This is a genomic window from uncultured Escherichia sp., from assembly GCF_948475835.1.
GTDB lineage: Bacteria > Pseudomonadota > Gammaproteobacteria > Enterobacterales > Enterobacteriaceae > ECMA0423.
The window spans coordinates 21865-45980 of record NZ_CAOLGM010000014.1; the positions used below are offsets into that span (position 1 = coordinate 21865).

Sequence of the window (24116 nt, forward strand, 5' to 3'; positions counted from 1 at the left end):
CTGCCTGCTCTGGGATCGCCGGGGCGGGCATTTTTTTGCCTATTTTGCATTGTTGGTTAGCAAGGATGCCATTTGATGAATTTTAATATGTTGATTCAAAGATGAAATAAAAAAGCCCTGGCAGTTACCAGGGCTTGATTACTTTGAGCTAATTATTACTCAACAGGTTGCGGACGCGCAGGAGCGGCAGAGGCATGATGCGTTGCCGTATGACCACCTGCGGCACCTTTACCTTCGAAGGCAAAAGTAGGGCGCTGCCAGTCACTGTGACGCGGTGCCTCCGGAACATATTCCGGTGCCGGAGCGCGCGTCATTGGCGCGGTAGCGTGGTTATGCTCAACGGTGATCTCTGGTTCAACCGCGGCTACCGTTTCAACTTCTGCTGCGACTTCAGCGACGACTGGCGCGGCAGGTTGAGCAACAACTTCAGGTTCAGCAACCACAACCTCAGCAGTTTCGGCAACTTCTTCAATATCTGCCGTCTCTTCCTGCGGTTCAACCACCGGTTCTGCGTGTTCTGCGACTTCCTGGGCTACGGCAACATCAGACTCGGTAATCACCTGCGGCTGTTCAGTTACCGCGGCGGCAATCACTTCAGGATGCGTCGTTTCAACCACTTCCGGTTGCGGTTCGGCAACCGGTACGGGGGCTTCTACGACTTCAGCCATTTCTTCAACAACTGGCGCGCTAACAACAGGTTCGACAGCGGCGGCGACAGGGACCTCAGTCACCATCGGCTGCACTTGTACTTCTTCCTGTTCGCGCTGCTCTTCAACTTGTACATCTTGCGGACGTACAATTGGATAGCGGATCCAGACTTTGCCAGAGGCCAGTTCCGGAGACGCGCACGCTACGGTCAACGGCATTGGCGACTGGGTTGGATAACGCTCGTCACGATAGCGACGACGACGCTGACCACTCACGCGCAGGTGACGAGGCGAGCGGCGAGAACGACGCGGCATGCCACCGTTGTCACGGTTATCAGCATTGTTCTCTTCTTGCTGTTCTGGTGCAGTTTGCGCTACGACTGGCAGCGGGACTTTCACCAGTTCTGTGCGTGGAGCTGGAGCTTCCTGAACAATTGGTTCGGCAGCGGCAGTTTCTTCAACCACCGGTGCGACTACCGCTTCTTCGGCTACGCTTTGCTCGTAACGCACTTTCTGATTGAGCTGACGCTGTTTACGACGCGGCTGAACCGGACGTACACGTTCTTCCTGTTCGGTTTCCTGAACAGATTGCTCTTCAACATTCAGCGCCTTCGCTTCTTGTTGCGCCTGACGTTTATCATCGTTACGGCGGCGGCTACGTTCACGACGCGGCGCTTGCTGCTCGTCGGTGGTACGTGCTTTTTCCGTTACCTCAGCTTGCTGACGGCTCTCACGCGTCTCGGCAGTCTGCTGCTGTGCCTGGCGACGATTACGACGGTTTTCTTCGCGATTATCGCTGCCTTCAGTACGTTCACTACGGGTGTCGCGGCGCTCATTACGGTCACGGCGGTTGTTCTGACGAGGCTTGCGACGATCCTGTTGACGTTCCGGTTTCGCTTCTGCTTTCGGTGCTGGTTGCTCGGTCGGTTTGGTTTCTTCACTACCGCTGAACAGCGCTTTCAGTGCGCCGAAGAAGCGGCTCAACAGCCCAGGTTGTGCAGGAGTTGCTGGTGTTGCCGGTGCAGCTTTCGGTGCTGGGGCTACAACAGGCGCGGCAGGTTCAGCTGGCGTTGGCGCTGGCGGCACATCCGGCATGGCAAAGGTTGCCAGCGCAGGTTGTTCCGGACGCTTACGTTCAGCGAACTCTTCTTCAGACGGCAGCGCCATCGCTTCTTCATGCAGCTTCGGCAGCATGTAGCTTAAGGTTGGGGTTTCTTCCCCTTTACGCACGCGCAGCACGTGGTAGTGCGGGGTTTCCATCTGATCGTTTGGCACAATTACACAGCGCACACCGTCCTGACGAGTTTCAATGGCATTTACCACAGAACGTTTTTCATTCAGCAGGTAAGAAGCGATTGGCACAGGAACAATGGCGTGAACTTCCTGGGTGTTCTCTTTCAGCGCTTCTTCTTCGATCAGACGCAGAATAGAGAGCGACAGCGATTCGTTGTCACGCACGGTGCCAGTACCAGAACAACGCGGACAAACGTGATGACTGGATTCACCCAGTGATGGGCTAAGGCGCTGACGGGACATTTCCAGCAGGCCAAAGCGAGAAATATGGCTGATTTGAATACGCGCACGGTCCTGACGCACCGCTTCACGCAGACGGTTTTCTACCGCACGCTGGTGGCGTACAGGCGTCATGTCGATGAAGTCGATAACAATCAGGCCGCCGAGGTCACGCAGGCGCAGCTGACGAGCAATCTCATCGGCAGCTTCGAGGTTGGTGTTAAACGCGGTTTCTTCGATATCGCCGCCGCGGGTCGCGCGTGCGGAGTTGATGTCGATGGCCGTTAACGCTTCGGTGCTGTCGATAACAATGGAACCACCGGATGGCAGACGGACTTCACGCTGGAAGGCGGACTCGATCTGCGACTCGATCTGGTAGTGGCTGAACAGCGGGATCTCGCCGGTGTATAGTTTGATTTTGCTGCTGAAATCCGGGCGACCTAATGCAGCGATATGCTGACGTGCCAGTTCGAGCACTTTCGGGTTATCGATAAGGATTTCGCCGATGTCCTGACGTAAGTAATCGCGGAATGCGCGAACGATTACGTTGCTCTCCTGATGAATCAGGAACGGAGCCGGGCGGCTTTCAGCGGCTTTTTTGATGGCTTCCCAGTGTTTCAGACGGAAGCTTAAATCCCATTGCAGCGCCTCAGCAGATTTGCCGACGCCAGCGGTGCGCACGATAAGCCCCATGCCTTCCGGCAGTTCAAGGCTTGCCAGTGCTTCTTTTAATTCGGTACGGTCGTCTCCTTCGATACGGCGAGAAATGCCACCCGCGCGCGGGTTGTTCGGCATCAGAACCAGATAGCTACCCGCCAGACTGATAAAGGTGGTTAATGCCGCGCCTTTGTTGCCGCGCTCTTCTTTATCGATCTGAACAATGACTTCCTGACCTTCACGCAACACATCTTTAATGTTGGGACGACCATGAGCACTGTAGTTAGCAGGGAAATATTCGCGGGCAATTTCTTTTAGTGGGAGGAAACCGTGACGTTCAGCGCCGTAATCAACAAAAGCAGCTTCCAGACTCGGTTCAATGCGGGTGATTTTACCTTTGTAGATGTTTGCCTTTTTCTGCTCGTGCCCTGGACTTTCGATATCCAGGTCATACAGACGCTGCCCATCTACAAGGGCAACGCGCAACTCTTCCTGCTGAGTTGCGTTGATTAACATTCTTTTCATCGTAACTTACTCATTATTCTTACATTGACGACTAAGCTGCGGGCAAAGTAACGCCTTTCCGGGTGTGAACCGATGGCCTCGTGTCTAGTCGCGTCGCCAACCTCACGGTTATCGTCAGCTCAAAGAGGCGCAGAGTGTCGGTTGCCCGTTTTTCATGCGGAAAAACAGCGCAATTATCAAAGAAACAGACTGGGTATTACTCTCCAGAAATATTTCCATCTACCGGTAAGGACTGCAACCCGCAGCCCGCTAACTGCCTGAAAGATCAATACGTCTTACGCCATTGCTGCGTGGATGATCGGTCGGGCAAAATGGGTTATTCCGTAAAATTTCTTGTTTTAACAAGGATGGACACGGAAACGGCCTCATTATTCCACTGCAAGCCTTGTTATAGCAAGATGACTTTTACCATTTATCACCCGCTTACTCACAGTTTTTTCACTTCTTGCTGGTGATTGGTTTAATAACCATCAATAAAGTGATCACGTAGTGAAGTAATAAGGTGCAAAACTAAATATAAGCATAGAAAAATGAGTGGCGCGAATCCTGTTGGCTAATTAGAATCGCCCACCATGAAAACAGAGACTCCATCCGTAAAAATTGTTGCTATCACCGCTGACGAAGCGGGGCAACGTATCGATAACTTTTTGCGTACCCAATTGAAAGGCGTACCAAAAAGTATGATTTACCGTATTTTGCGTAAAGGCGAAGTGCGGGTGAACAAAAAACGTATTAAGCCTGAATATAAACTCGAAGCGGGTGATGAGGTGCGTATTCCACCGGTTCGCGTTGCTGAGCGGGAAGAAGAGGCGGTTTCGCCACATCTGCAAAAGGTGGCGGCGCTGGCGGACGTCATCTTATATGAAGATGATCACATCCTGGTGCTGAATAAACCTTCCGGTACGGCGGTACATGGCGGCAGTGGTTTAAGCTTCGGCGTTATTGAAGGTTTGCGGGCGTTGCGCCCGGAAGCGCGGTTCCTTGAACTGGTTCATCGTCTTGACCGGGACACCTCAGGTGTTTTGCTGGTAGCGAAAAAACGCTCGGCGTTGCGTTCTCTGCATGAGCAATTACGTGAAAAAGGGATGCAAAAAGATTACCTGGCGCTGGTGCGCGGTCAGTGGCAGTCGCATGTGAAGAGCGTTCAAGCACCGTTACTGAAAAATATTCTGCAAAGCGGCGAACGTATCGTGCGTGTGAGTCAGGAAGGCAAACCGTCGGAAACACGCTTTAAAGTGGAAGAACGCTATGCATTTGCCACCCTGGTGCGTTGTAGCCCGGTAACAGGGCGTACTCACCAGATCCGTGTGCATACACAATATGCGGGTCATCCGATTGCCTTTGACGATCGCTACGGTGACCGTGAATTTGACAGGCAGCTCACTGAAGCAGGCACGGGATTAAATCGCCTGTTCCTGCACGCTGCAGCGTTGAAGTTTACTCATCCGGGGACCGGTGAGGTGATGCCTATCGAAGCTCCGATGGATGAAGGTTTGAAGCGTTGTTTGCAAAAGCTGCGTAACGCGCGCTAATACAAGCATATAAACCTGATAATGGGCGGTTGGCCTGATAAGGCGTTTACGCCGCATCAGGCCGCCAGCACCGATTGCCGGATGCGAAGTAACCGCATCCGGCGCAAAAAACTATCCCATCAGCGGGTTTTTCCCTTCCCGACGTAACATCTGACACAGCGCGATTAGCGGTAAACCAACCAGCGTGTTAGGATCACGCCCCTCTAAACGCTCAAACAGCGTAATGCCAAATCCTTCACTCTTAAAGCTACCCGCGCAGTGCAGGGGATGCTCTTTACGCACGTAATTATCAATCTCCGCCTCGCTCAGGTGACGGAAATGGACGTCAAAAGGCTCCACTTCTGTTTGCAGATGCCCATTCGCCGAATTAAACAACGCCAGTCCAGTATAGAAGGTGACGATATTGCCGCTGGCTTTGCGTAATTGCAGACGGGCATTTTCTTCCGTTAACGGTTTACCGGTGATTTCGCCATCAAGAACACATACCTGGTCTGAACCAATAATTAAATGATCCGGATAACGTGACGCCAGAGATTGCGCTTTTTCTTGTGCCAGTCGAAGCACCAACTGTCGCGGTGATTCGTCGCTGCGTGGGGTTTCGTCGACCTCTGGTGCTGCACATTCAAAAGAGATTTGCAGTTTTTCCAGAAGAGCGCGACGCCATGGCGAGGTGGAGGCTAAAATAAGTTTAGGCATATTTTTTTCCATCAGATATAGCGTATTGATGATAGCCATTTTAAACTATGCGCTTCGTTTTGCAGGTTGATGTTCGTTATCAGCACTGAACGAAAATAAAGCAGTAACCCGCAATGTGTGCGAATTATTGGCAAAAGGCAACCACAGGCTGCCTTTTTCTTTGACTCTATGACGTTACAAAGTTAATATGCGCGCCCTATGCAAAAGGTAAAATTACCCCTGACTCTCGATCCGGTTCGTACGGCTCAAAAACGCCTTGATTACCAGGGTATCTATACCCCTGATCAGGTTGAGCGCGTCGCCGAATCCGTAGTCAGTGTGGACAGTGATGTGGAATGCTCCATGTCGTTCGCTATCGATAACCAACGTCTCGCAGTGTTAAACGGCGATGCGAAGGTGACGGTAACGCTCGAGTGTCAGCGTTGCGGGAAGCCGTTTACTCATCAGGTCTACACAACGTATTGTTTTAGTCCTGTGCGTTCAGACGAACAGGCTGAAGCACTGCCGGAAGCGTATGAACCGATTGAGGTTAACGAATTCGGTGAAATCGATCTGCTTGCAATGGTTGAAGATGAAATCATCCTCGCCTTGCCGGTAGTTCCGGTGCATGATTCTGAACACTGTGAAGTGTCCGAAGCGGACATGGTCTTTGGTGAACTGCCTGAAGAAGCGCAAAAGCCAAACCCATTTGCCGTATTAGCCAGCTTAAAGCGTAAGTAATTGGTGCTCCCCGTTGGATCGGGGATAAACCGTAATTGAGGAGTAAGGTCCATGGCCGTACAACAGAATAAACCAACCCGTTCCAAACGTGGCATGCGTCGTTCCCATGACGCGCTGACCGCAGTCACCAGCCTGTCTGTAGACAAAACTTCTGGTGAAAAACACCTGCGTCACCACATCACTGCCGACGGTTACTACCGCGGCCGCAAGGTCATCGCTAAGTAATCACGCGTCTGCGTGATGAAGCTTAGTGAGGATTTTCCCCAGGCAACTGGGGAAAGACCAAACCGGGCAGCGACGATACCTTGACACGTCTAACCCTGGCGTTAGATGTCATGGGAGGGGATTTTGGCCCTTCCGTGACAGTGCCTGCAGCATTGCAGGCACTGAATTCTAATTCGCAACTCACTCTTCTTTTAGTCGGCAATCCCGACGCCATCACGCCATTACTTGCTAAAGCTGACTTTGAACAACGTTCGCGTCTGCAGATTATTCCTGCGCAGTCAGTTATCGCCAGTGATGTCCGGCCTTCGCAAGCTATCCGCGCCAGTCGTGGGAGTTCAATGCGCGTGGCCCTGGAGTTGGTGAAAGAAGGTCGAGCGCAAGCCTGTGTCAGTGCCGGTAATACCGGGGCACTGATGGGGCTGGCAAAATTATTACTCAAGCCCCTGGAGGGGATTGAGCGTCCGGCGCTGGTGACGGTATTGCCGCATCAGCAAAAGGGCAAAACGGTGGTTCTCGATTTAGGGGCCAACGTCGATTGTGACAGCACAATGTTGGTGCAATTTGCCATTATGGGCTCAGTCCTGGCTGAAGAGGTGGTGGAAATTCCCAATCCTCGCGTGGCGTTGCTCAATATTGGTGAAGAAGAAGTAAAGGGTCTCGACAGTATTCGGGATGCCTCAGCGGTGCTTAAAACAATCCCTTCTATCAATTATATCGGCTATCTTGAAGCCAATGAGTTGTTAACTGGCAAGACAGATGTGCTGGTTTGTGACGGCTTTACAGGAAATGTCACATTAAAGACGATGGAAGGTGTTGTCAGGATGTTCCTTTCTCTGCTGAAATCTCAGGGTGAAGGGAAAAAACGGTCGTGGTGGCTACTGTTATTAAAGCGTTGGCTACAAAAGAGCCTGACGAGGCGATTCAGTCACCTCAACCCCGACCAGTATAACGGCGCCTGTCTGTTAGGATTGCGCGGCACGGTGATAAAAAGTCATGGTGCAGCCAATCAGCGAGCTTTTGCGGTCGCGATTGAACAGGCAGTGCAGGCGGTGCAGCGACAAGTTCCTCAGCGAATTGCCGCTCGCCTGGAATCTGTATACCCAGCTGGTTTTGAGCTGCTGGACGGTGGCAAAAGCGGAACTCTGCGGTAGCAGGACGCTGCCAGCGAACTCGCAGTTTGCAAGTGACGGTATATAACCGAAAAGTGACTGAGCGTACATGTATACGAAGATTATTGGTACTGGCAGCTATCTGCCCGAACAAGTGCGGACAAACGCCGATTTGGAAAAAATGGTGGACACCTCTGACGAGTGGATTGTCACTCGTACCGGTATCCGCGAACGCCACATTGCCGCGCCAAACGAAACCGTTTCAACCATGGGCTTTGAAGCGGCGACACGCGCAATTGAGATGGCGGGCATTGAGAAAGACCAGATTGGCCTGATCGTTGTGGCAACGACTTCTGCTACGCACGCTTTCCCGAGCGCAGCTTGTCAGATTCAAAGCATGCTGGGCATTAAAGGTTGCCCGGCATTTGACGTTGCAGCAGCCTGCGCAGGTTTCACCTATGCATTAAGCGTAGCCGATCAATACGTGAAATCTGGGGCGGTGAAGTATGCTCTGGTCGTCGGTTCCGATGTACTGGCGCGCACCTGCGATCCAACCGATCGTGGGACTATTATTATTTTTGGCGATGGCGCGGGCGCTGCGGTGCTGGCTGCCTCTGAAGAGCCGGGAATCATCTCCACCCATCTGCATGCCGACGGTAGCTATGGTGAGTTGCTGACGCTGCCTAATGCTGACCGTGTGAATCCAGAGAATTCAATTCATCTGACGATGGCGGGCAACGAAGTCTTCAAGGTTGCGGTAACGGAACTGGCGCACATCGTTGATGAGACGCTGGCGGCAAATAATCTTGACCGTTCTCAACTGGACTGGCTGGTTCCGCATCAGGCTAACCTGCGTATTATCAGTGCAACGGCGAAAAAACTCGGTATGTCTATGGACAATGTCGTGGTGACGCTGGATCGCCACGGTAATACCTCTGCGGCCTCTGTCCCGTGCGCGCTGGATGAAGCTGTACGCGACGGGCGCATTAAGCCGGGGCAGTTGGTTCTGCTTGAAGCCTTTGGCGGTGGATTCACCTGGGGCTCCGCGCTGGTTCGTTTCTAGGATAAGGATTAAAACATGACGCAATTTGCATTTGTGTTCCCTGGACAGGGTTCTCAAACCGTTGGAATGCTGGCTGATATGGCGGCGAGCTATCCAATTGTCGAAGAAACGTTTGCTGAAGCTTCTGCGGCGCTGGGCTACGACCTGTGGGCGCTGACCCAGCAGGGGCCAGCTGAAGAACTGAATAAAACCTGGCAAACCCAGCCAGCGCTGTTGACTGCATCTGTTGCGCTGTATCGCGTATGGCAGCAGCAGGGCGGTAAAGCACCGGCAATGATGGCCGGTCACAGCCTGGGGGAATACTCCGCGCTGGTTTGCGCTGGCGTGATTGATTTCGCTTATGCGGTGCGTCTGGTTGAGATGCGCGGCAAGTTCATGCAAGAAGCCGTACCAGAAGGCACGGGCGCTATGGCGGCAATCATCGGTCTGGATGATGCGTCTATTGCGAAAGCGTGTGAAGAAGCTGCAGAAGGTCAGGTCGTTTCTCCGGTAAACTTTAACTCTCCGGGACAGGTGGTTATTGCCGGTCATAAAGAGGCGGTTGAGCGTGCTGGCGCTGCCTGTAAAGCTGCGGGCGCAAAACGCGCGCTGCCGTTACCAGTGAGCGTACCGTCTCACTGTGCGCTGATGAAACCAGCAGCCGACAAACTGGCAGTAGAATTAGCGAAAATCACCTTTAACGCACCAACAGTTCCTGTTGTGAATAACGTTGATGTGAAATGCGAAACCAATGGTGATGCCATTCGTGACGCACTGGTACGTCAGTTGTATAACCCGGTTCAGTGGACGAAGTCTGTTGAGTACATGGCAGCGCAAGGCGTAGAACATCTCTATGAAGTCGGCCCGGGCAAAGTGCTAACTGGCCTGACGAAACGCATTGTCGACACCCTGACCGCCTCGGCGCTGAACGAACCTTCAGCGATGGCAGCGGCGCTCGAGCTTTAAAAGAGGAAAATCATGAATTTTGAAGGAAAAATCGCACTGGTAACCGGTGCAAGCCGCGGAATTGGCCGCGCAATTGCTGAAACGCTCGCAGCCCGTGGCGCGAAAGTTATTGGCACTGCGACCAGTGAAAATGGCGCTCAGGCGATCAGTGATTATTTAGGTGCTAACGGCAAAGGTCTGATGTTGAATGTGACCGACCCGGCATCTATCGAATCTGTTCTGGAAAAAATTCGCGCAGAATTTGGTGAAGTGGATATCCTGGTCAATAATGCCGGTATCACTCGTGATAACCTGTTAATGCGAATGAAAGATGAAGAGTGGAACGATATTATCGAAACCAACCTTTCATCTGTTTTCCGTCTGTCAAAAGCGGTAATGCGCGCTATGATGAAAAAGCGTCATGGTCGTATTATCACTATCGGTTCTGTGGTTGGTACCATGGGAAATGGCGGTCAGGCCAACTACGCTGCGGCGAAAGCGGGCTTGATCGGCTTCAGTAAATCACTGGCGCGCGAAGTTGCGTCACGCGGTATTACTGTAAACGTTGTTGCTCCGGGCTTTATTGAAACGGACATGACACGTGCGCTGAGCGATGACCAGCGTGCGGGTATCCTGGCGCAGGTTCCTGCGGGTCGCCTCGGCGGCGCACAGGAAATCGCCAACGCGGTTGCATTCCTGGCATCCGACGAAGCAGCTTACATCACGGGTGAAACTTTGCATGTGAACGGCGGGATGTACATGGTCTGACCGCGATTTGCACAAAATGCTCATGTTGCGCGCAGTCTGCGTGGTTATGAGTAATAATTAGTGCAAAATGATTTGCGTTATTGGGGGGTAAGGCCTCAAAATAACGTAAAATCGTGGTAAGACCTGCCGGGATTTAGTTGCAAATTTTTCAACATTTTATACACTACGAAAACCATCGCGAAAGCGAGTTTTGATAGGAAATTTAAGAGTATGAGCACTATCGAAGAACGCGTTAAGAAAATTATCGGCGAACAGCTGGGCGTTAAGCAGGAAGAAGTTACCAACAATGCTTCTTTCGTTGAAGACCTGGGCGCGGATTCTCTTGACACCGTTGAGCTGGTAATGGCTCTGGAAGAAGAGTTTGATACTGAGATTCCGGACGAAGAAGCTGAGAAAATCACCACCGTTCAGGCTGCCATTGATTACATCAACGGCCACCAGGCGTAAGTGAACATCTCCAGGCGGTCGTTCGACCGCCTGAGTTTTATCTTTTTGTCCCACTAGAATCATTTTTTCCCTCCCTGGAGGACAAACGTGTCTAAGCGTCGTGTAGTTGTGACCGGACTGGGCATGTTGTCTCCTGTCGGCAATACCGTAGAGTCTACCTGGAAAGCTCTGCTTGCCGGTCAGAGTGGCATCAGCCTAATCGACCATTTCGATACTAGCGCCTATGCAACGAAATTTGCTGGCTTAGTAAAGGATTTTAACTGTGAGGACATTATCTCGCGCAAAGAACAGCGCAAGATGGATGCCTTCATTCAATATGGAATTGTCGCTGGCGTTCAGGCCATGCAGGATTCTGGCCTTGAAATAACGGAAGAGAACGCAACCCGCATTGGTGCCGCAATTGGCTCCGGGATTGGCGGCCTCGGACTGATCGAAGAAAACCACACATCTCTGATGAACGGTGGTCCACGTAAGATCAGCCCATTCTTCGTTCCGTCAACGATTGTGAACATGGTGGCAGGTCATCTGACTATCATGTATGGCCTGCGTGGCCCAAGCATCTCTATCGCGACCGCCTGTACTTCCGGCGTGCACAACATTGGTCATGCTGCGCGTATTATCGCGTATGGCGATGCTGACGTGATGGTTGCAGGTGGCGCAGAGAAAGCCAGTACGCCGCTGGGCGTTGGTGGTTTTGGCGCGGCACGTGCATTATCTACCCGCAATGATAACCCGCAAGCGGCGAGCCGCCCGTGGGATAAAGAGCGTGATGGCTTCGTACTGGGCGATGGTGCCGGTATGCTGGTACTTGAAGAGTACGAACACGCGAAAAAACGCGGTGCGAAAATTTACGCTGAACTCGTCGGCTTTGGTATGAGCAGCGATGCTTATCATATGACGTCACCGCCAGAAAATGGCGCAGGCGCAGCTCTGGCAATGGCAAATGCTCTGCGTGATGCAGGCATTGAAGCGAGTCAGATTGGCTACGTTAACGCGCACGGTACTTCTACGCCGGCTGGCGATAAAGCTGAAGCGCAGGCGGTGAAAACCATCTTCGGTGAAGCTGCAAGCCGTGTGTTGGTAAGCTCCACGAAATCTATGACCGGTCACCTGTTAGGTGCGGCGGGTGCAGTAGAATCTATCTACTCCATCCTGGCGCTGCGCGATCAGGCTGTTCCGCCAACCATCAACCTGGATAACCCGGATGAAGGTTGCGATCTGGATTTCGTACCGCATGAAGCACGTCAGGTCAGCGGAATGGAATACACGCTGTGTAACTCCTTCGGCTTCGGTGGCACTAATGGTTCTTTGATCTTTAAAAAGATCTAAGTTGTCATTTTCCACCCATATAAAAGGTCCGCTTGCGGGCCTTTTTTCTTAGCTTTTATTCCGACTTGTTCCGTAGTGAACATGCTGCCACACTAACAATTCTCTGATAAGGAGCCGGTATGTTCTTAATTAACGGTTATAAGCAGGAATCGCTGGCAGTAAGCGATCGGGCAACGCAGTTTGGTGATGGTTGTTTTACCACCGCCAGAGTTATCGACGGTAAAGTCAGTTTGTTATCGGCGCATATCCAGCGACTACAGGATGCTTGTCAGCGGTTGATGATTTTCTGTGACTTCTGGCCTCAGCTTGAACAAGAGATGAAAACGCTGGCAGCAGAACAGCAAAATGGTGTGCTGAAAGTCGTGATCAGTCGCGGTAGTGGCGGGCGAGGGTACAGCACATTGAACAGTGGACCGGCAACGCGGATTCTCTCCGTTACGGTTTATCCTGCACATTACGACCGTTTGCGTAACGAAGGGATGACGTTGGCGCTAAGCCCGGTGCGGCTGGGGCGCAATCCTCATCTTGCAGGTATTAAACATCTTAATCGGCTTGAGCAAGTATTGATCCGCTCTCATCTTGAGCAGACAAACGCTGATGAGGCGCTGGTCCTTGACAGCGAAGGGTGGGTTACGGAATGCTGTGCGGCTAATTTGTTCTGGCGGAAGGGCAATGTAGTTTATACGCCGCGACTGGATCAGGCAGGTGTTAACGGCATTATGCGACAATTCTGTATCCGTTTGCTGGCACAATCCTCTTATCAGCTTGTCGAAGTGCAAGCCTCTCTGGAAGAGGCGTTGCAGGCAGATGAGATGGTTATTTGTAATGCGTTAATGCCAGTGATGCCCGTACGTGCCTGTGGCGATGTCTCCTTTTCGTCAGCAACGTTATATGAATATTTAGCCCCACTTTGTGAGCGCCCGAATTAGTCATGAAAAAAGTGTTATTGATTATCTTGTTATTGCTGGTGGTACTGGGTATCGCCGCTGGTGTGGGCGTCTGGAAGGTTCGCCATCTTGCCGACAGCAAATTGCTTATCAAAGAAGAGACGATATTTACCCTGAAGCCAGGGACCGGACGTCTGGCGCTTGGTGAACAGCTTTATGCCGATAAGATCATCAATCGCCCACGGGTTTTTCAATGGTTGCTGCGTATCGAACCGGATCTTTCTCACTTTAAAGCCGGGACTTACCGCTTTACACCGCAGATGACCGTGCGCGAGATGCTGAAATTGCTGGAAAGCGGTAAAGAAGCACAGTTCCCTCTGCGACTGGTAGAAGGGATGCGTCTGAGCGATTACCTCAAGCAATTGCGTGAGGCCCCGTATATCAAGCATACGCTGAGCGACGATAAGTACGCCACCGTAGCGCAGGCACTTGAACTGGAAAACCCGGAGTGGATTGAAGGTTGGTTCTGGCCAGACACCTGGATGTATACCGCCAATACCACCGATGTCGCGTTACTCAAGCGAGCGCACAAGAAAATGGTGAAAGCGGTCGATAGCGCCTGGGAAGGGCGTGCGGACGGTCTGCCTTATAAAGATAAAAACCAGCTGGTGACGATGGCATCAATTATCGAAAAAGAAACCGCCGTTGCCAGTGAACGCGATCAGGTTGCCTCGGTATTTATCAACCGTTTACGCATTGGTATGCGCCTGCAGACCGACCCAACCGTGATTTACGGGATGGGAGAGCGTTATAATGGCAAACTTTCTCGTGCAGACCTGGAAACGCCGACAGCGTATAACACCTATACCATTACCGGTTTGCCGCCAGGTGCGATAGCTACGCCGGGGGCGGATTCGCTGAAGGCTGCTGCGCATCCGGCAAAAACGCCGTATCTCTATTTTGTGGCCGATGGTAAAGGTGGTCACACGTTTAATACCAATCTTGCCAGCCATAACAAGTCTGTGCAGGATTATCTGAAAGTGCTTAAGGAAAAAAATGCGCAGTAAGTATATCGTCATTGAGGGGCTGGAAGGCGCAGGCAAAACTACCGCGCGTAATGTGGTGGTTGAGACGCTTGAGCAACTGGGTATCCGCGACATGGTTTTCACTCGGGAACCTGGCGGTACGCAACTTGCCGAAAAGTTAAGAAGCCTGGTGCTGGATATCAAATCGGTAGGCGATGAAGTCATTACCGATAAAGCCGAAGTTCTGATGTTTTATGCCGCGCGCGTTCAACTGGTAGAAACGGTCATCAAACCAGCTCTGGCTAACGGCACCTGGGTGATTGGCGATCGCCACGATCTCTCCACTCAGGCGTATCAGGGCGGAGGACGTGGTATTGACCAACATATGCTGGCAACACTGCGTGATGCTGTTCTCGGGGATTTTCGCCCCGACTTAACGCTCTATCTCGATGTTACCCCGGAAGTTGGCTTAAAACGCGCGCGTGCGCGCGGCGAGCTGGATCGTATTGAGCAAGAGTCTTTCGATTTCTTTAATCGCACCCGCGCCCGCTATCTGGAACTGGCTGCACAAGATAAAAGTATTCATACCATTGATGCCACCCAGCCGCTGGAGGCCGTGATGGATGCAATCCGCACTACCGTGACCCACTGGGTTAAGGAGTTGGACGCATGAGATGGTATCCATGGTTACGACCTGATTTCGAAAAACTGGTAGCCAGCTATCAGGCCGGAAGAGGTCACCATGCGCTACTCATTCAGGCGTTACCGGGCATGGGCGATGATGCTTTAATCTACGCCCTGAGCCGTTATTTACTCTGCCAACAACCGCAGGGCCACAAAAGTTGCGGTCACTGTCGTGGATGTCAGTTGATGCAGGCTGGCACGCATCCCGATTACTACACCCTGGCTCCCGAAAAAGGGAAAAATATGCTGGGCATTGATGCGGTACGTGAGGTCACCGAAAAGCTGAATGAGCACGCACGCCTAGGTGGTGCGAAAGTTGTCTGGGTAACCGATGCTGCCTTACTGACCGACGCCGCGGCTAACGCATTGCTGAAAACGCTTGAAGAGCCACCAGCAGAAACCTGGTTTTTCCTGGCTACCCGCGAGCCTGAACGTTTACTGGCAACATTACGTAGTCGTTGTCGGTTACATTACCTTGCGCCGCCGCCGGAACAGTACGCCGTGACCTGGCTTTCACGCGAAGTGACAATGTCACAGGATGCATTACTTGCCGCATTGCGCTTAAGCGCCGGTTCGCCTGGCGCGGCACTGGCGTTGTTTCAGGGAGATAACTGGCAGGCTCGTGAAACATTGTGTCAGGCGTTGGCATATAGCGTGCCATCGGGCGACTGGTATTCGCTGCTAGCGGCCCTTAATCATGAACAAGCTCCGGCGCGTTTACACTGGCTGGCAACGTTGCTGATGGATGCGCTAAAACGCCATCATGGTGCTGCGCAGGTGACCAATGTTGATGTGCCGGGCCTGGTCGCCGAACTGGCAAACCATCTTTCTCCCTCGCGCCTGCAGGCTATACTGGGGGATGTTTGCCACATTCGTGAACAGTTAATGTCTGTTACAGGCATCAACCGCGAGCTTCTCATCACCGATCTTTTACTGCGTATTGAACATTACCTGCAACCGGGCGTTGTGCTACCGGTTCCTCATCTTTAAGAGAGACATCATGTTTTTAGTCGACTCACACTGCCATCTCGATGGTCTGGATTATGAATCTTTGCATAAGGACGTGGATGACGTTCTGGCGAAAGCCGCCGCACGCGATGTGAAATTTTGTCTGGCAGTCGCCACAACATTACCGGGTTATTTACATATGCGGGATCTGGTAGGCGAACGTGACAACGTCGTATTTTCTTGTGGCGTGCATCCACTCAACCAGAATGATCCCTACGATGTAGAAGATTTACGCCGTCTGGCGGCAGAAGAGGGTGTTGTAGCGCTGGGTGAAACCGGGCTGGATTATTATTACACACCGGAAACTAAAGTACGTCAGCAAGAGTCCTTCATCCATCATATCCAGATTGGTCGTGAACTGAACAAGCCGGTTATCGTCCATACCCGTGACGCCCGTGCCGATACGCTGGCAATTCTGCGCGAAGAAAAAGTGACGGATTGCGGTGGCGTACTACACTGTTTTACAGAGGACAGAGAAACGGCGGGTAAATTACTGGATCTCGGATTTTACATCTCCTTTTCCGGCATTGTGACCTTCCGTAATGCGGAGCAACTGCGCGATGCTGCGCGTTATGTCCCCCTGGATCGATTACTGGTGGAAACTGACTCACCTTACCTTGCGCCGGTACCGCATCGAGGAAAAGAGAATCAACCTGCGATGGTTCGTGACGTTGCAGAATACATGGCTGTGTTGAAAGGTGTTGCCGTTGAAGAACTGGCGCAGGTAACCACCGATAACTTCGCCCGTCTGTTTCACATCGACGCTTCCCGCCTTCAATCCATCCGTTGAATGAGTTTTTTTAAAGCTCGTAATTAATGGCTAAAACGAGTAAAGTTCACCGCCGAAAATTGGGCGGTGAATAACCGCGTTTGAAATATTGTGACATATGTTTTGTCAAAATGTGCAACTTCTCCAATGATCTGAAGTTGAAACGTGATAGCCGTCAAACAAATTGGCACTGAATTATTTTACTCTGTGTAATAAATAAAGGGCGCTTAGATGCCCTGTACACGGCGAGGCTCTCCCCCCTTGCCACGCGTGAGAACGTAAAAAAAGCACCCATACTCAGGAGCACTCTCAATTATGTTTAAGAATGCATTTGCTAACCTGCAAAAGGTCGGTAAATCGCTGATGCTGCCGGTATCCGTACTGCCTATCGCAGGTATTCTGCTGGGCGTCGGTTCCGCGAATTTCAGCTGGCTGCCCGCCGTTGTATCGCATGTTATGGCAGAAGCAGGCGGTTCCGTCTTTGCAAACATGCCACTGATTTTTGCGATCGGTGTCGCCCTCGGCTTTACCAATAACGATGGCGTATCCGCGCTGGCCGCAGTTGTTGCCTATGGCATCATGGTTAAAACCATGGCCGTGGTTGCGCCACTGGTACTGCATTTACCTGCTGAAGAAATCGCCTCTAAACACCTGGCGGATACTGGCGTACTCGGAGGGATTATCTCCGGTGCGATCGCAGCGTACATGTTTAACCGTTTCTACCGTATTAAGCTGCCTGAGTATCTTGGCTTCTTTGCCGGTAAACGCTTTGTGCCGATCATTTCTGGCCTGGCTGCCATCTTTACTGGCGTTGTGCTGTCCTTCATTTGGCCGCCGATTGGTTCTGCAATCCAGACCTTCTCTCAGTGGGCTGCTTACCAGAACCCGGTAGTTGCGTTTGGCATTTACGGTTTCATCGAACGTTGCCTGGTACCGTTTGGTCTGCACCACATCTGGAACGTACCTTTCCAGATGCAGATTGGTGAATACACCAACGCAGCAGGTCAGGTTTTCCACGGCGACATTCCGCGTTATATGGCGGGTGACCCGACTGCGGGTAAACTGTCTGGTGGCTTCCTGTTCAAAATGTACGGTCTGCCAGCTGCCGCAATTGCTATCTGGCACTCTGCTAAACCAGAAAACCGCGCGAAAGTGGGCGGTATTATGATTTCCGCGGCGCTGACCTCGTTCCTGACCGGTATCACCGAGCCGATCGAGTTCTCCTTCATGTTCGTTGCGCCGATCCTGTACATCATCCACGCGATTCTGGCAGGCCTGGCATTCCCAATCTGTATTCTTCTGGGGATGCGTGACGGTACGTCGTTCTCGCACGGTCTGATCGACTTCATCGTTCTGTCTGGTAACAGCAGCAAACTGTGGCTGTTCCCGATCGTCGGTATCGGTTATGCGATTGTTTACTACACCATCTTCCGCGTGCTGATTAAAGCACTGGATCTGAAAACGCCGGGTCGTGAAGACGCGACTGAAGATGCAAAAGCGACAGGTACCAGCGAAATGGCACCGGCTCTGGTTGCTGCATTTGGTGGTAAAGAAAACATTACTAACCTCGACGCATGTATTACCCGTCTGCGCGTCAGCGTTGCTGATGTGTCTAAAGTGGATCAGGCCGGCCTGAAGAAACTGGGCGCAGCGGGCGTAGTGGTTGCTGGTTCTGGTGTTCAGGCGATTTTCGGTACTAAATCCGATAACCTGAAAACCGAGATGGATGAGTACATCCGTAACCACTAATCCGTAAGACGTTGGGGAGACTAAGGCAGCCAGATGGCTGCCTTTTTTACAGGTGTTATTCAGAATTGATACGTGCTGGTAATGCTGAAATTACGCGGTGTGCCGTAGACGATAGAACCTTCCACGTTGGTATCGTAGGTTTTGTCGAACAGGTTATTGACGTTCCCCTGTAACGAGAAGTTTTTCGTCACCTGGTAGCGGGTGAAGAGATCCACCAGCGCGTAGCTACCTTGCTCGGCGCGGAAGGTGCCATACGGTGTCACGGTGTCGGTATACACGCGATTTTGCCAGTTAACACCACCGCCGACTGTCAACTCTGGCATGACAGGCAACCGATAGCTGGTGAACATTTTAACCGTGGTGCGTGGCAGATTAGGATTAACGGCGTTTCCTTCGTTATCCTCTGCAATATAGCGCGTTGCGCCAAATGTCAGCTGCCAGTTGTCGGTAATTGCGCCGTTGAGTTCAAATTCCACCCCTTTACTGACTGTCCCATCCACCGCTTTATAGGCGGTTTCGCCGTTGCTGCCGGGGATAGGTGTACCGGTGGACTGAGCGACATTATCCTGCTCAATACGGAAGATGGCTAATGTGGTGGTCAGACGGCTATTCATCCAGTCCGATTTCAGACCCAGCTCGTAGTTGTTACCGGTGATTGGAGCCAGATATTTGCCTGAACTGTCACGATCATTTTGCGGCTGGAAAATAGAGGTATAGCTGGCGTAGGTCGACCAGTTGTCATTGATGTCAAACACCAGACCAGCGTAAGGCGTGGTGTGGTTTTTCTCCATGCTGTAAGTCAGCGTATCAACCCGCCAGTTGGTATAACGTGCGCCGAGGATCAGATGCAGCGGATCGGCAAGGGTGACACGAGTGGCAGCATATAACGATTTCATATGTGTGGTATCGTCCTGCGCCAGGCTCTGTGGTGACCAGTCGGTTTGTGGGAAATTGCCATTAAAGTTGTAGAAACTGCCAATTTCATCCGGGAAGATGTTGGCCCATGAACTGAAGTAACGATTGTTTTGTTTGCTGTAACTGCCACCAAACATTAGATTGTGCTGACGACCAAACAATTCATAACTACCGTCAGCGAACAAATCCAGCGCATCAACTTTACGTTTGCCACTGTTCCAACCGGTGCCGCCGACATAATCAAAGCCAGGTCCATAATTACTGTATGGCCCAACCAGCATACCATCCGCTTTGTTTACATAGGCATCGACATACATCATTTTGCTGTCAAATTCGACTTCAGAGTGGGTGGCATTCAGCGTCGCTTGCCAGGTATCAGCAAACCGCTGCTTCAGGGTCATAAAGACCTTGTTGATCTCTTTATCGTTGTACGCCCAGTCAGGTGCGGTACTGCGTGCACGATCGTAACTGTTGCTGCTGCCATCAGTATTCCAGCGCGGTAAACCGCCCCAGGTAGGGCTATTAACATCAATGCGCTGATATTCGTAACCGGCTGAAAGCGTCGTAAGATCGCCTAAATCAGCATCGACAATGCCGGAGAAGAAGGTCTTTTCACTGTTGTAGCGGTCCAGCCATGAGTCGTTATTCTGGTAGCCGCCGACAATTCGCGCGCGGATTTTACCGTCTTCGGTGAGTGGGCTTTGTAAATCCGCCACATACCGTTCTTTGTTCCAGCTACCGTATTCCGCCGAGACATCGCCTTTAAATTCACGACTGGTCGCGTGTTTTCGAACCATATTAATTGCCGCAGATGGATTACCCGTCCCGGTCATGAGTCCTGTCGCGCCACGCACTACTTCTACGCGTTCAAAGAGTGCCATATCAGAAAGTGCGTCGCCCAGATTCCAGCGCGATTCAAAATAGGTGGGGATACCATCAACCATATAGTTATCGATCTGGAATCCGCGGGAATAATAAAGAGCACGATCGGAATCCGCCTGACTTTTGCTGATCCCCAGCGTGTTTTCCATCACTTCGCCCAGCGTTTGTAACTGCTGATCTTCCATCCGCTGCTGGCTAACAATAGTGACCGACTGAGGAATATCACGTTGAGTCATCTGCATTTTGGTACCCGCAGAGGTAGACGTTACGCTGTAATCATTTTCGCCATCATCTGGAGCTGTGGCTGAACCCTCAACAATCACCGTTTCTTCAGTGGCTGGTGCAGCAAAAGCGGCAGAAGGTAATAGTGCCAGTGCTATGCAACCGGCAAGTAGTGATGGTTTGGTGCTGGCTTGATATTGATTATCCCTGTTAAATTGTGTTGAAAGCATTTGAAATCTCTTGGTTTATGTTGTCGTCAGGCTCATGCCGGAGGAGGGTGATGAGCGGTTATATTTAGTGTGCGAATAATTTTGTATGTAAATGCAAATGAGAAATATACGCATTCATATTTGACGTGTAAACCAAACAGAGAATGTCTTTTCAGCGCATTCGCAGGCAGAAATGGGAATAATGGCGATATATACGGCAGCAAAACGATTTTTTGCTTAAGAAATCGTGAGTTAAGGTTGAAAGAGCAGGTTTAACTCGACCATACTCTATACTCGCAGTGTGGCGCGGCGTAGCATGGCGCAACGCATGGCTATTTGAAAAAGGAAAATGTCGTGGCAGAAGAAACTATATTCAGCAAAATTATTCGTCGTGAGATCCCCTCCGATATCGTCTACCAGGATGATCTGGTAACGGCGTTTCGCGATATTTCGCCGCAAGCGCCAACGCATATTCTGATCATTCCGAATATCCTCATTCCGACTGTGAACGACGTCTCAGCTGAGCATGAGCAGGCGCTGGGACGCATGATCACCGTAGCGGCAAAAATTGCTGAGCAAGAAGGTATTGCCGAAGATGGCTATCGTCTGATCATGAATACCAACCGCCATGGCGGACAAGAGGTTTACCACATCCATATGCACTTGTTGGGTGGCCGTCCGCTGGGACCAATGCTGGCACATAAAGGTCTGTAACGATGAGAAAAGGATGCTTTGGGCTGGTGTCTCTGGCGTTGTTACTGCTGGTGGGCTGTCGTTCACATCCGGAAATTCCGGTGAATGATGAGCAATCGCTGGTGATGGAGTCATCTTTATTGGCTGCGGGCATCAGTGCAGAAAAGCCCGTCCTTTCGACGTCTGATATTCAACCTTCAGCATCCTCAACGCTTTATAACGAAAGGCAAGAACCCGTTACCGTTCATTATCGTTTTTACTGGTATGACGCCAGAGGGCTGGAGATGCATCCTCTGGAAAGGCCACGCAGCGTTACCATTCCCGCACATTCGGCGGTAACGCTGTACGGCAGCGCCAATTTTCTGGGGGCGCACAAAGTCAGACTTTATCTATATTTGTAAGGGGTGAATCTTGATGACAAAAATGAGTCGCTACGCCTTGATTACCGCGCTGGCGATGTTTCTCGCCGGGTGTGTGGGGCAACGTGAACCTGCACCGGTAGAAGAAGTGAAACCAGCGCCGGAACAACCAGCCGAGCCACAACAGCCTGTCCCCACAGTGCCCTCGGTGCCGACGATCCCGCAGCAGCCAGGCCCAATTGAGCACGAAGATCAAACGGCACCGCCTGCGCCGCATATTCGCCATTATGACTGGAATGGCGCAATGCAGCCGATGGTCAGTAAGATGCTTGGGGCTGACGGGGTGACTGCGGGTAGCGTCCTGCTGGTTGATAGCGTTAACAACCGTACTAACGGTTCGCTGAATGCCGCAGAAGCGACCGAAACGCTGCGAAATGCGCTGGCTAATAACGGGAAATTTACCCTGGTTTCCGCCCAGCAGCTGTCGATGGCTAAGCAACAGTTAGGTTTGTCGCCGCAGGACAGTTTAGGTACTCGTAGTAAAGCCATAGGCATTGCCCGCAATGTCGGCGCTCATTACGTGCTGTACTCCAGCGCCTCTGGCAACGTTAACGCTCCGACCCTACAAATGCAGCTGATGCTGGTGCAGACGGGCGAAATTATCTGGTCAGGTAAAGGTGCCGTTTCGCAGCAATAATCCCATCATGCGCGACGAATTGCTGTCGCGCTTTTTCCCGCAGTTTCATCCCGTCACGACGTTTAATAGTGGGCTTAGTGGCGGGAGTTTTCTCATTGAACATCAGGGCCAGCGTTTTGTTGTGCGTCAGCCGCACGATCCTGATGCGCCGCAGTCCGCGTTCTTGCGCCAGTATCGGGCTTTATCACAACTACCCGCAAGCATTGCACCGAAGCCGCATTTATATCTCCGTGACTGGATGGTAGTCGACTATCTGCCCGGCGCGGTAAAAACGTATTTGCCGGATACCAACGAACTGGCAGGCTTGCTGTATTATCTACATCAACAACCACGTTTTGGCTGGCGAATAACGCTGTTGCCGTTACTGGAACTGTACTGGCAGCAAAGCGATCCGGCGCGGCGGACAGTGGGTTGGCTGCGAATGTTAAAACGTCTGCGCAAAGCGCGGGAACCACGGCCTTTACGCTTAAGTCCATTGCATATGGATGTCCACGCCGGAAATTTAGTGCATAGCGCGTCAGGGTTAAAACTCATCGACTGGGAGTATGCCGGAGATGGTGATATCGCGCTGGAACTGGCGGCGGTGTGGGTGGAAAATACTGAACAGCACCGGCAATTGGTCAATGACTATGCCACTCGCGCGAAGATTTATCCGGCGCAATTATGGCGTCAGGTCAGGCGATGGTTTCCCTGGCTGCTGATGCTCAAAGCAGGGTGGTTTGAGTACCGCTGGCGACAAACCGGCGATCAACAATTTATCAGGCTGGCCGATGACACCTGGCGGCAGCTATTAATAAAACAATAAGGAGAGCAGTGTGGGTCCAGTAATGTTGGATGTCAAAGGTTACGAACTGGACGCGGAAGAGCGTGAAATACTTGCGCATCCGCTGGTGGGAGGGCTGATTCTCTTTACGCGTAACTATCATGATCCTGCCCAGTTACGTGAACTGGTGCGCCAGATCCGCGCAGCTTCGCGCAATCATCTGGTGGTGGCGGTAGATCAGGAAGGTGGACGCGTGCAGCGTTTTCGTGAAGGTTTTACCCGCTTGCCAGCGGCGCAATCATTCGCTGCGCTGTCAGGAATGGAAGAGGGCGGCAAACTGGCGCAAGAGGCGGGTTGGCTGATGGCCAGCGAAATGATCGCTATGGATATTGATATCAGCTTTGCGCCAGTGCTGGATGTCGGGCATATCAGCGCGGCGATTGGCGAGCGTTCTTATCATGCCGATCCACAAAAAGCCCTGGCAATTGCCAGCCGGTTTATTGATGGTATGCATGAAGCCGGAATGAAAACGACCGGGAAACACTTCCCAGGACACGGTGCAGTAACGGCAGACTCACACAAAGAAACACCGTGCGATCCACGTCCACAAGCGGAGATTCGCGCTAAAGATATGTCGGTCTTCAGTTCCTTAATCCGCGAAAATAAACTCGACGCCATTATGCCTGCGCATGTGATCTACAGTGATGTTGATCCGCGTCCGGCGAGCGGTTCTCCCTACTGGCTGAAAACCGTTTTGCGTCAGGAACTGGGTTTTGACGGCGTGATTTTCTCTGACGATTTATCGATGGAAGGTGCCGCGATTATGGGCAGTTATGCCGAACGCGGGCAGGCATCACTGGATGCGGGTTGCGATATGATCCTGGTCTGCAATAATCGTAAAGGGGCCGTCAGCGTGTTAGATAATCTGTCACCGATCAAGGCAGAAGGTGTTACACGTTTGTATCATAAAGGTTCATTTTCGCGACAGGAACTGATGGACTCGGCTCGCTGGAAAGCGATCAGCACCCGTCTGAATCAGTTACATGAACGCTGGCAGGAAGAGAAAGCAGGTCACTAACCCTGGCTTATGTGAGGAAGCG

The 24116-nt window shown here is 51.8% G+C and carries 23 protein-coding genes; 20 read left to right on the plus strand and 3 right to left on the minus strand.

What is annotated here, in order from left to right:
- Positions 1-155 precede the first annotated feature (155 nt).
- A complete protein-coding gene (gene rne, locus QZF50_RS04860) occupies positions 156-3341 on the minus strand; it encodes a ribonuclease E (protein ID WP_061892245.1) in 3186 nt (1061 codons plus the stop codon).
- A 572-nt stretch (positions 3342-3913) separates the two neighbouring features.
- Between rne and rluC the strand changes: the two genes are divergently transcribed.
- A complete protein-coding gene (rluC, locus tag QZF50_RS04865) occupies positions 3914-4873 on the plus strand; it encodes a 23S rRNA pseudouridine(955/2504/2580) synthase RluC (protein ID WP_061892246.1) in 960 nt (319 codons plus the stop codon).
- Positions 4874-4984: 111 nt separating this feature from the next.
- On the opposite strand, the gene yceF is transcribed toward rluC, so the two are convergent.
- Positions 4985-5569, minus strand: a complete 585-nt coding sequence (gene yceF, locus QZF50_RS04870; protein ID WP_001125202.1) for a 7-methyl-GTP pyrophosphatase — start codon at positions 5567-5569, stop codon at positions 4985-4987.
- Positions 5570-5767: 198 nt separating this feature from the next.
- Here yceF and yceD point away from each other — a divergent pair, with 198 nt between their 5' ends.
- The 14 genes from yceD to ptsG all read left to right on the plus strand — a co-directional run bounded on the left by yceD (position 5768) and on the right by ptsG (position 18276).
- Positions 5768-6289 (plus strand): 23S rRNA accumulation protein YceD, encoded by a 522-nt coding sequence (gene yceD, locus QZF50_RS04875; RefSeq protein WP_001174481.1) that lies wholly within the window; start codon positions 5768-5770, stop codon positions 6287-6289.
- A 51-nt stretch (positions 6290-6340) separates the two neighbouring features.
- Complete coding sequence (rpmF, locus tag QZF50_RS04880; RefSeq protein WP_000290727.1) at positions 6341-6514, plus strand: 50S ribosomal protein L32; 174 nt, start codon at positions 6341-6343, stop codon at positions 6512-6514.
- 80 nt (positions 6515-6594) lie between these two features.
- Positions 6595-7665: a phosphate acyltransferase PlsX gene (gene plsX / locus QZF50_RS04885; protein WP_000197585.1), complete on the plus strand. Its 1071-nt coding sequence runs from the start codon at positions 6595-6597 to the stop codon at positions 7663-7665.
- 67 nt (positions 7666-7732) lie between these two features.
- Complete coding sequence (fabH, locus tag QZF50_RS04890) at positions 7733-8686, plus strand: beta-ketoacyl-ACP synthase III (protein WP_000288132.1); 954 nt, start codon at positions 7733-7735, stop codon at positions 8684-8686.
- Between the two features lie 15 nt (positions 8687-8701).
- Positions 8702-9631 carry an ACP S-malonyltransferase gene (fabD, locus tag QZF50_RS04895; protein WP_061892247.1) on the plus strand — a complete coding sequence of 310 codons (930 nt, stop codon included), beginning with the start codon at positions 8702-8704 and terminating at the stop codon, positions 9629-9631.
- A 12-nt stretch (positions 9632-9643) separates the two neighbouring features.
- Positions 9644-10378 carry a 3-oxoacyl-ACP reductase FabG gene (fabG, locus tag QZF50_RS04900; RefSeq protein WP_001008535.1) on the plus strand — a complete coding sequence of 245 codons (735 nt, stop codon included), beginning with the start codon at positions 9644-9646 and terminating at the stop codon, positions 10376-10378.
- Between the two features lie 210 nt (positions 10379-10588).
- Positions 10589-10825, plus strand: a complete 237-nt coding sequence (acpP, locus tag QZF50_RS04905) for an acyl carrier protein (RefSeq protein WP_000103754.1) — start codon at positions 10589-10591, stop codon at positions 10823-10825.
- An 87-nt stretch (positions 10826-10912) separates the two neighbouring features.
- Positions 10913-12154, plus strand: a complete 1242-nt coding sequence (gene fabF, locus QZF50_RS04910; RefSeq protein ID WP_000044679.1) for a beta-ketoacyl-ACP synthase II — start codon at positions 10913-10915, stop codon at positions 12152-12154.
- Positions 12155-12273: 119 nt separating this feature from the next.
- The gene (pabC, locus tag QZF50_RS04915) at positions 12274-13083 is read left to right on the plus strand and encodes an aminodeoxychorismate lyase (RefSeq protein ID WP_000478703.1); all 810 of its coding nucleotides are present in this window, start codon (positions 12274-12276) and stop codon (positions 13081-13083) included.
- 2 nt (positions 13084-13085) lie between these two features.
- Positions 13086-14108, plus strand: a complete 1023-nt coding sequence (gene yceG / locus QZF50_RS04920) for a cell division protein YceG (protein ID WP_000756838.1) — start codon at positions 13086-13088, stop codon at positions 14106-14108.
- Positions 14098-14739: a dTMP kinase gene (tmk, locus tag QZF50_RS04925; RefSeq protein WP_001257000.1), complete on the plus strand. Its 642-nt coding sequence runs from the start codon at positions 14098-14100 to the stop codon at positions 14737-14739. Before yceG ends, tmk begins: the two co-directional genes overlap by 11 nt.
- Complete coding sequence (gene holB, locus QZF50_RS04930; RefSeq protein WP_001267931.1) at positions 14736-15740, plus strand: DNA polymerase III subunit delta'; 1005 nt, start codon at positions 14736-14738, stop codon at positions 15738-15740. Before tmk ends, holB begins: the two co-directional genes overlap by 4 nt.
- 10 nt (positions 15741-15750) lie before the next feature.
- A complete protein-coding gene (locus tag QZF50_RS04935; RefSeq protein WP_000480245.1) occupies positions 15751-16548 on the plus strand; it encodes a metal-dependent hydrolase in 798 nt (265 codons plus the stop codon).
- A gap of 294 nt (positions 16549-16842) precedes the next feature.
- Positions 16843-18276: a PTS glucose transporter subunit IIBC gene (gene ptsG / locus QZF50_RS04940; RefSeq protein WP_000475719.1), complete on the plus strand. Its 1434-nt coding sequence runs from the start codon at positions 16843-16845 to the stop codon at positions 18274-18276.
- A 59-nt stretch (positions 18277-18335) separates the two neighbouring features.
- Here the strand turns inward: ptsG and fhuE are convergent, their stop codons facing one another.
- Positions 18336-20525: a ferric-rhodotorulic acid/ferric-coprogen receptor FhuE gene (gene fhuE, locus QZF50_RS04945; protein ID WP_000953489.1), complete on the minus strand. Its 2190-nt coding sequence runs from the start codon at positions 20523-20525 to the stop codon at positions 18336-18338.
- 333 nt (positions 20526-20858) lie between these two features.
- On the opposite strand from fhuE, the gene hinT reads away from it, so the two are divergent.
- The 5 genes from hinT to nagZ are packed head-to-tail and all read left to right on the plus strand — an operon-like array spanning position 20859 to position 24094.
- Complete coding sequence (gene hinT, locus QZF50_RS04950) at positions 20859-21218, plus strand: purine nucleoside phosphoramidase (RefSeq protein ID WP_000807125.1); 360 nt, start codon at positions 20859-20861, stop codon at positions 21216-21218.
- A 2-nt stretch (positions 21219-21220) separates the two neighbouring features.
- Positions 21221-21598, plus strand: coding sequence for a YcfL family protein (locus tag QZF50_RS04955; RefSeq protein ID WP_001225281.1), 378 nt, complete (start codon positions 21221-21223; stop codon positions 21596-21598).
- A gap of 13 nt (positions 21599-21611) precedes the next feature.
- A complete protein-coding gene (lpoB, locus tag QZF50_RS04960) occupies positions 21612-22253 on the plus strand; it encodes a penicillin-binding protein activator LpoB (RefSeq protein ID WP_000164439.1) in 642 nt (213 codons plus the stop codon).
- Positions 22234-23058, plus strand: a complete 825-nt coding sequence (gene thiK, locus QZF50_RS04965; RefSeq protein WP_001116551.1) for a thiamine kinase — start codon at positions 22234-22236, stop codon at positions 23056-23058. Before lpoB ends, thiK begins: the two co-directional genes overlap by 20 nt.
- A 10-nt stretch (positions 23059-23068) precedes the next feature.
- A complete protein-coding gene (gene nagZ / locus QZF50_RS04970; protein WP_000529330.1) occupies positions 23069-24094 on the plus strand; it encodes a beta-N-acetylhexosaminidase in 1026 nt (341 codons plus the stop codon).
- Positions 24095-24116 lie beyond the last annotated feature (22 nt).

Bases quoted from the DNA above. Each gene is read 5' to 3' on its own strand.
- yceD (WP_001174481.1), top strand. From the start codon at position 5,768: ATGCAAAAGGTAAAATTACCCCTGACTCTCGATCCGGTTCGTACGGCT.
- acpP (WP_000103754.1), top strand. From the start codon at position 10,589: ATGAGCACTATCGAAGAACGCGTTAAGAAAATTATCGGCGAACAGCTG.
- tmk (WP_001257000.1), top strand. From the start codon at position 14,098: ATGCGCAGTAAGTATATCGTCATTGAGGGGCTGGAAGGCGCAGGCAAA.
- pabC (WP_000478703.1), top strand. From the start codon at position 12,274: ATGTTCTTAATTAACGGTTATAAGCAGGAATCGCTGGCAGTAAGCGAT.
- yceG (WP_000756838.1), top strand. From the start codon at position 13,086: ATGAAAAAAGTGTTATTGATTATCTTGTTATTGCTGGTGGTACTGGGT.
- lpoB (WP_000164439.1), top strand. From the start codon at position 21,612: ATGACAAAAATGAGTCGCTACGCCTTGATTACCGCGCTGGCGATGTTT.
- holB (WP_001267931.1), top strand. From the start codon at position 14,736: ATGAGATGGTATCCATGGTTACGACCTGATTTCGAAAAACTGGTAGCC.
- QZF50_RS04935 (WP_000480245.1), top strand. From the start codon at position 15,751: ATGTTTTTAGTCGACTCACACTGCCATCTCGATGGTCTGGATTATGAA.
- fabH (WP_000288132.1), top strand. From the start codon at position 7,733: ATGTATACGAAGATTATTGGTACTGGCAGCTATCTGCCCGAACAAGTG.
- rpmF (WP_000290727.1), top strand. From the start codon at position 6,341: ATGGCCGTACAACAGAATAAACCAACCCGTTCCAAACGTGGCATGCGT.
- fabD (WP_061892247.1), top strand. From the start codon at position 8,702: ATGACGCAATTTGCATTTGTGTTCCCTGGACAGGGTTCTCAAACCGTT.
- rne (WP_061892245.1), bottom strand. From the start codon at position 3,341: ATGAAAAGAATGTTAATCAACGCAACTCAGCAGGAAGAGTTGCGCGTT.
- yceF (WP_001125202.1), bottom strand. From the start codon at position 5,569: ATGCCTAAACTTATTTTAGCCTCCACCTCGCCATGGCGTCGCGCTCTT.
- fabG (WP_001008535.1), top strand. From the start codon at position 9,644: ATGAATTTTGAAGGAAAAATCGCACTGGTAACCGGTGCAAGCCGCGGA.
- QZF50_RS04955 (WP_001225281.1), top strand. From the start codon at position 21,221: ATGAGAAAAGGATGCTTTGGGCTGGTGTCTCTGGCGTTGTTACTGCTG.
- fhuE (WP_000953489.1), bottom strand. From the start codon at position 20,525: ATGCTTTCAACACAATTTAACAGGGATAATCAATATCAAGCCAGCACC.
- rluC (WP_061892246.1), top strand. From the start codon at position 3,914: ATGAAAACAGAGACTCCATCCGTAAAAATTGTTGCTATCACCGCTGAC.
- ptsG (WP_000475719.1), top strand. From the start codon at position 16,843: ATGTTTAAGAATGCATTTGCTAACCTGCAAAAGGTCGGTAAATCGCTG.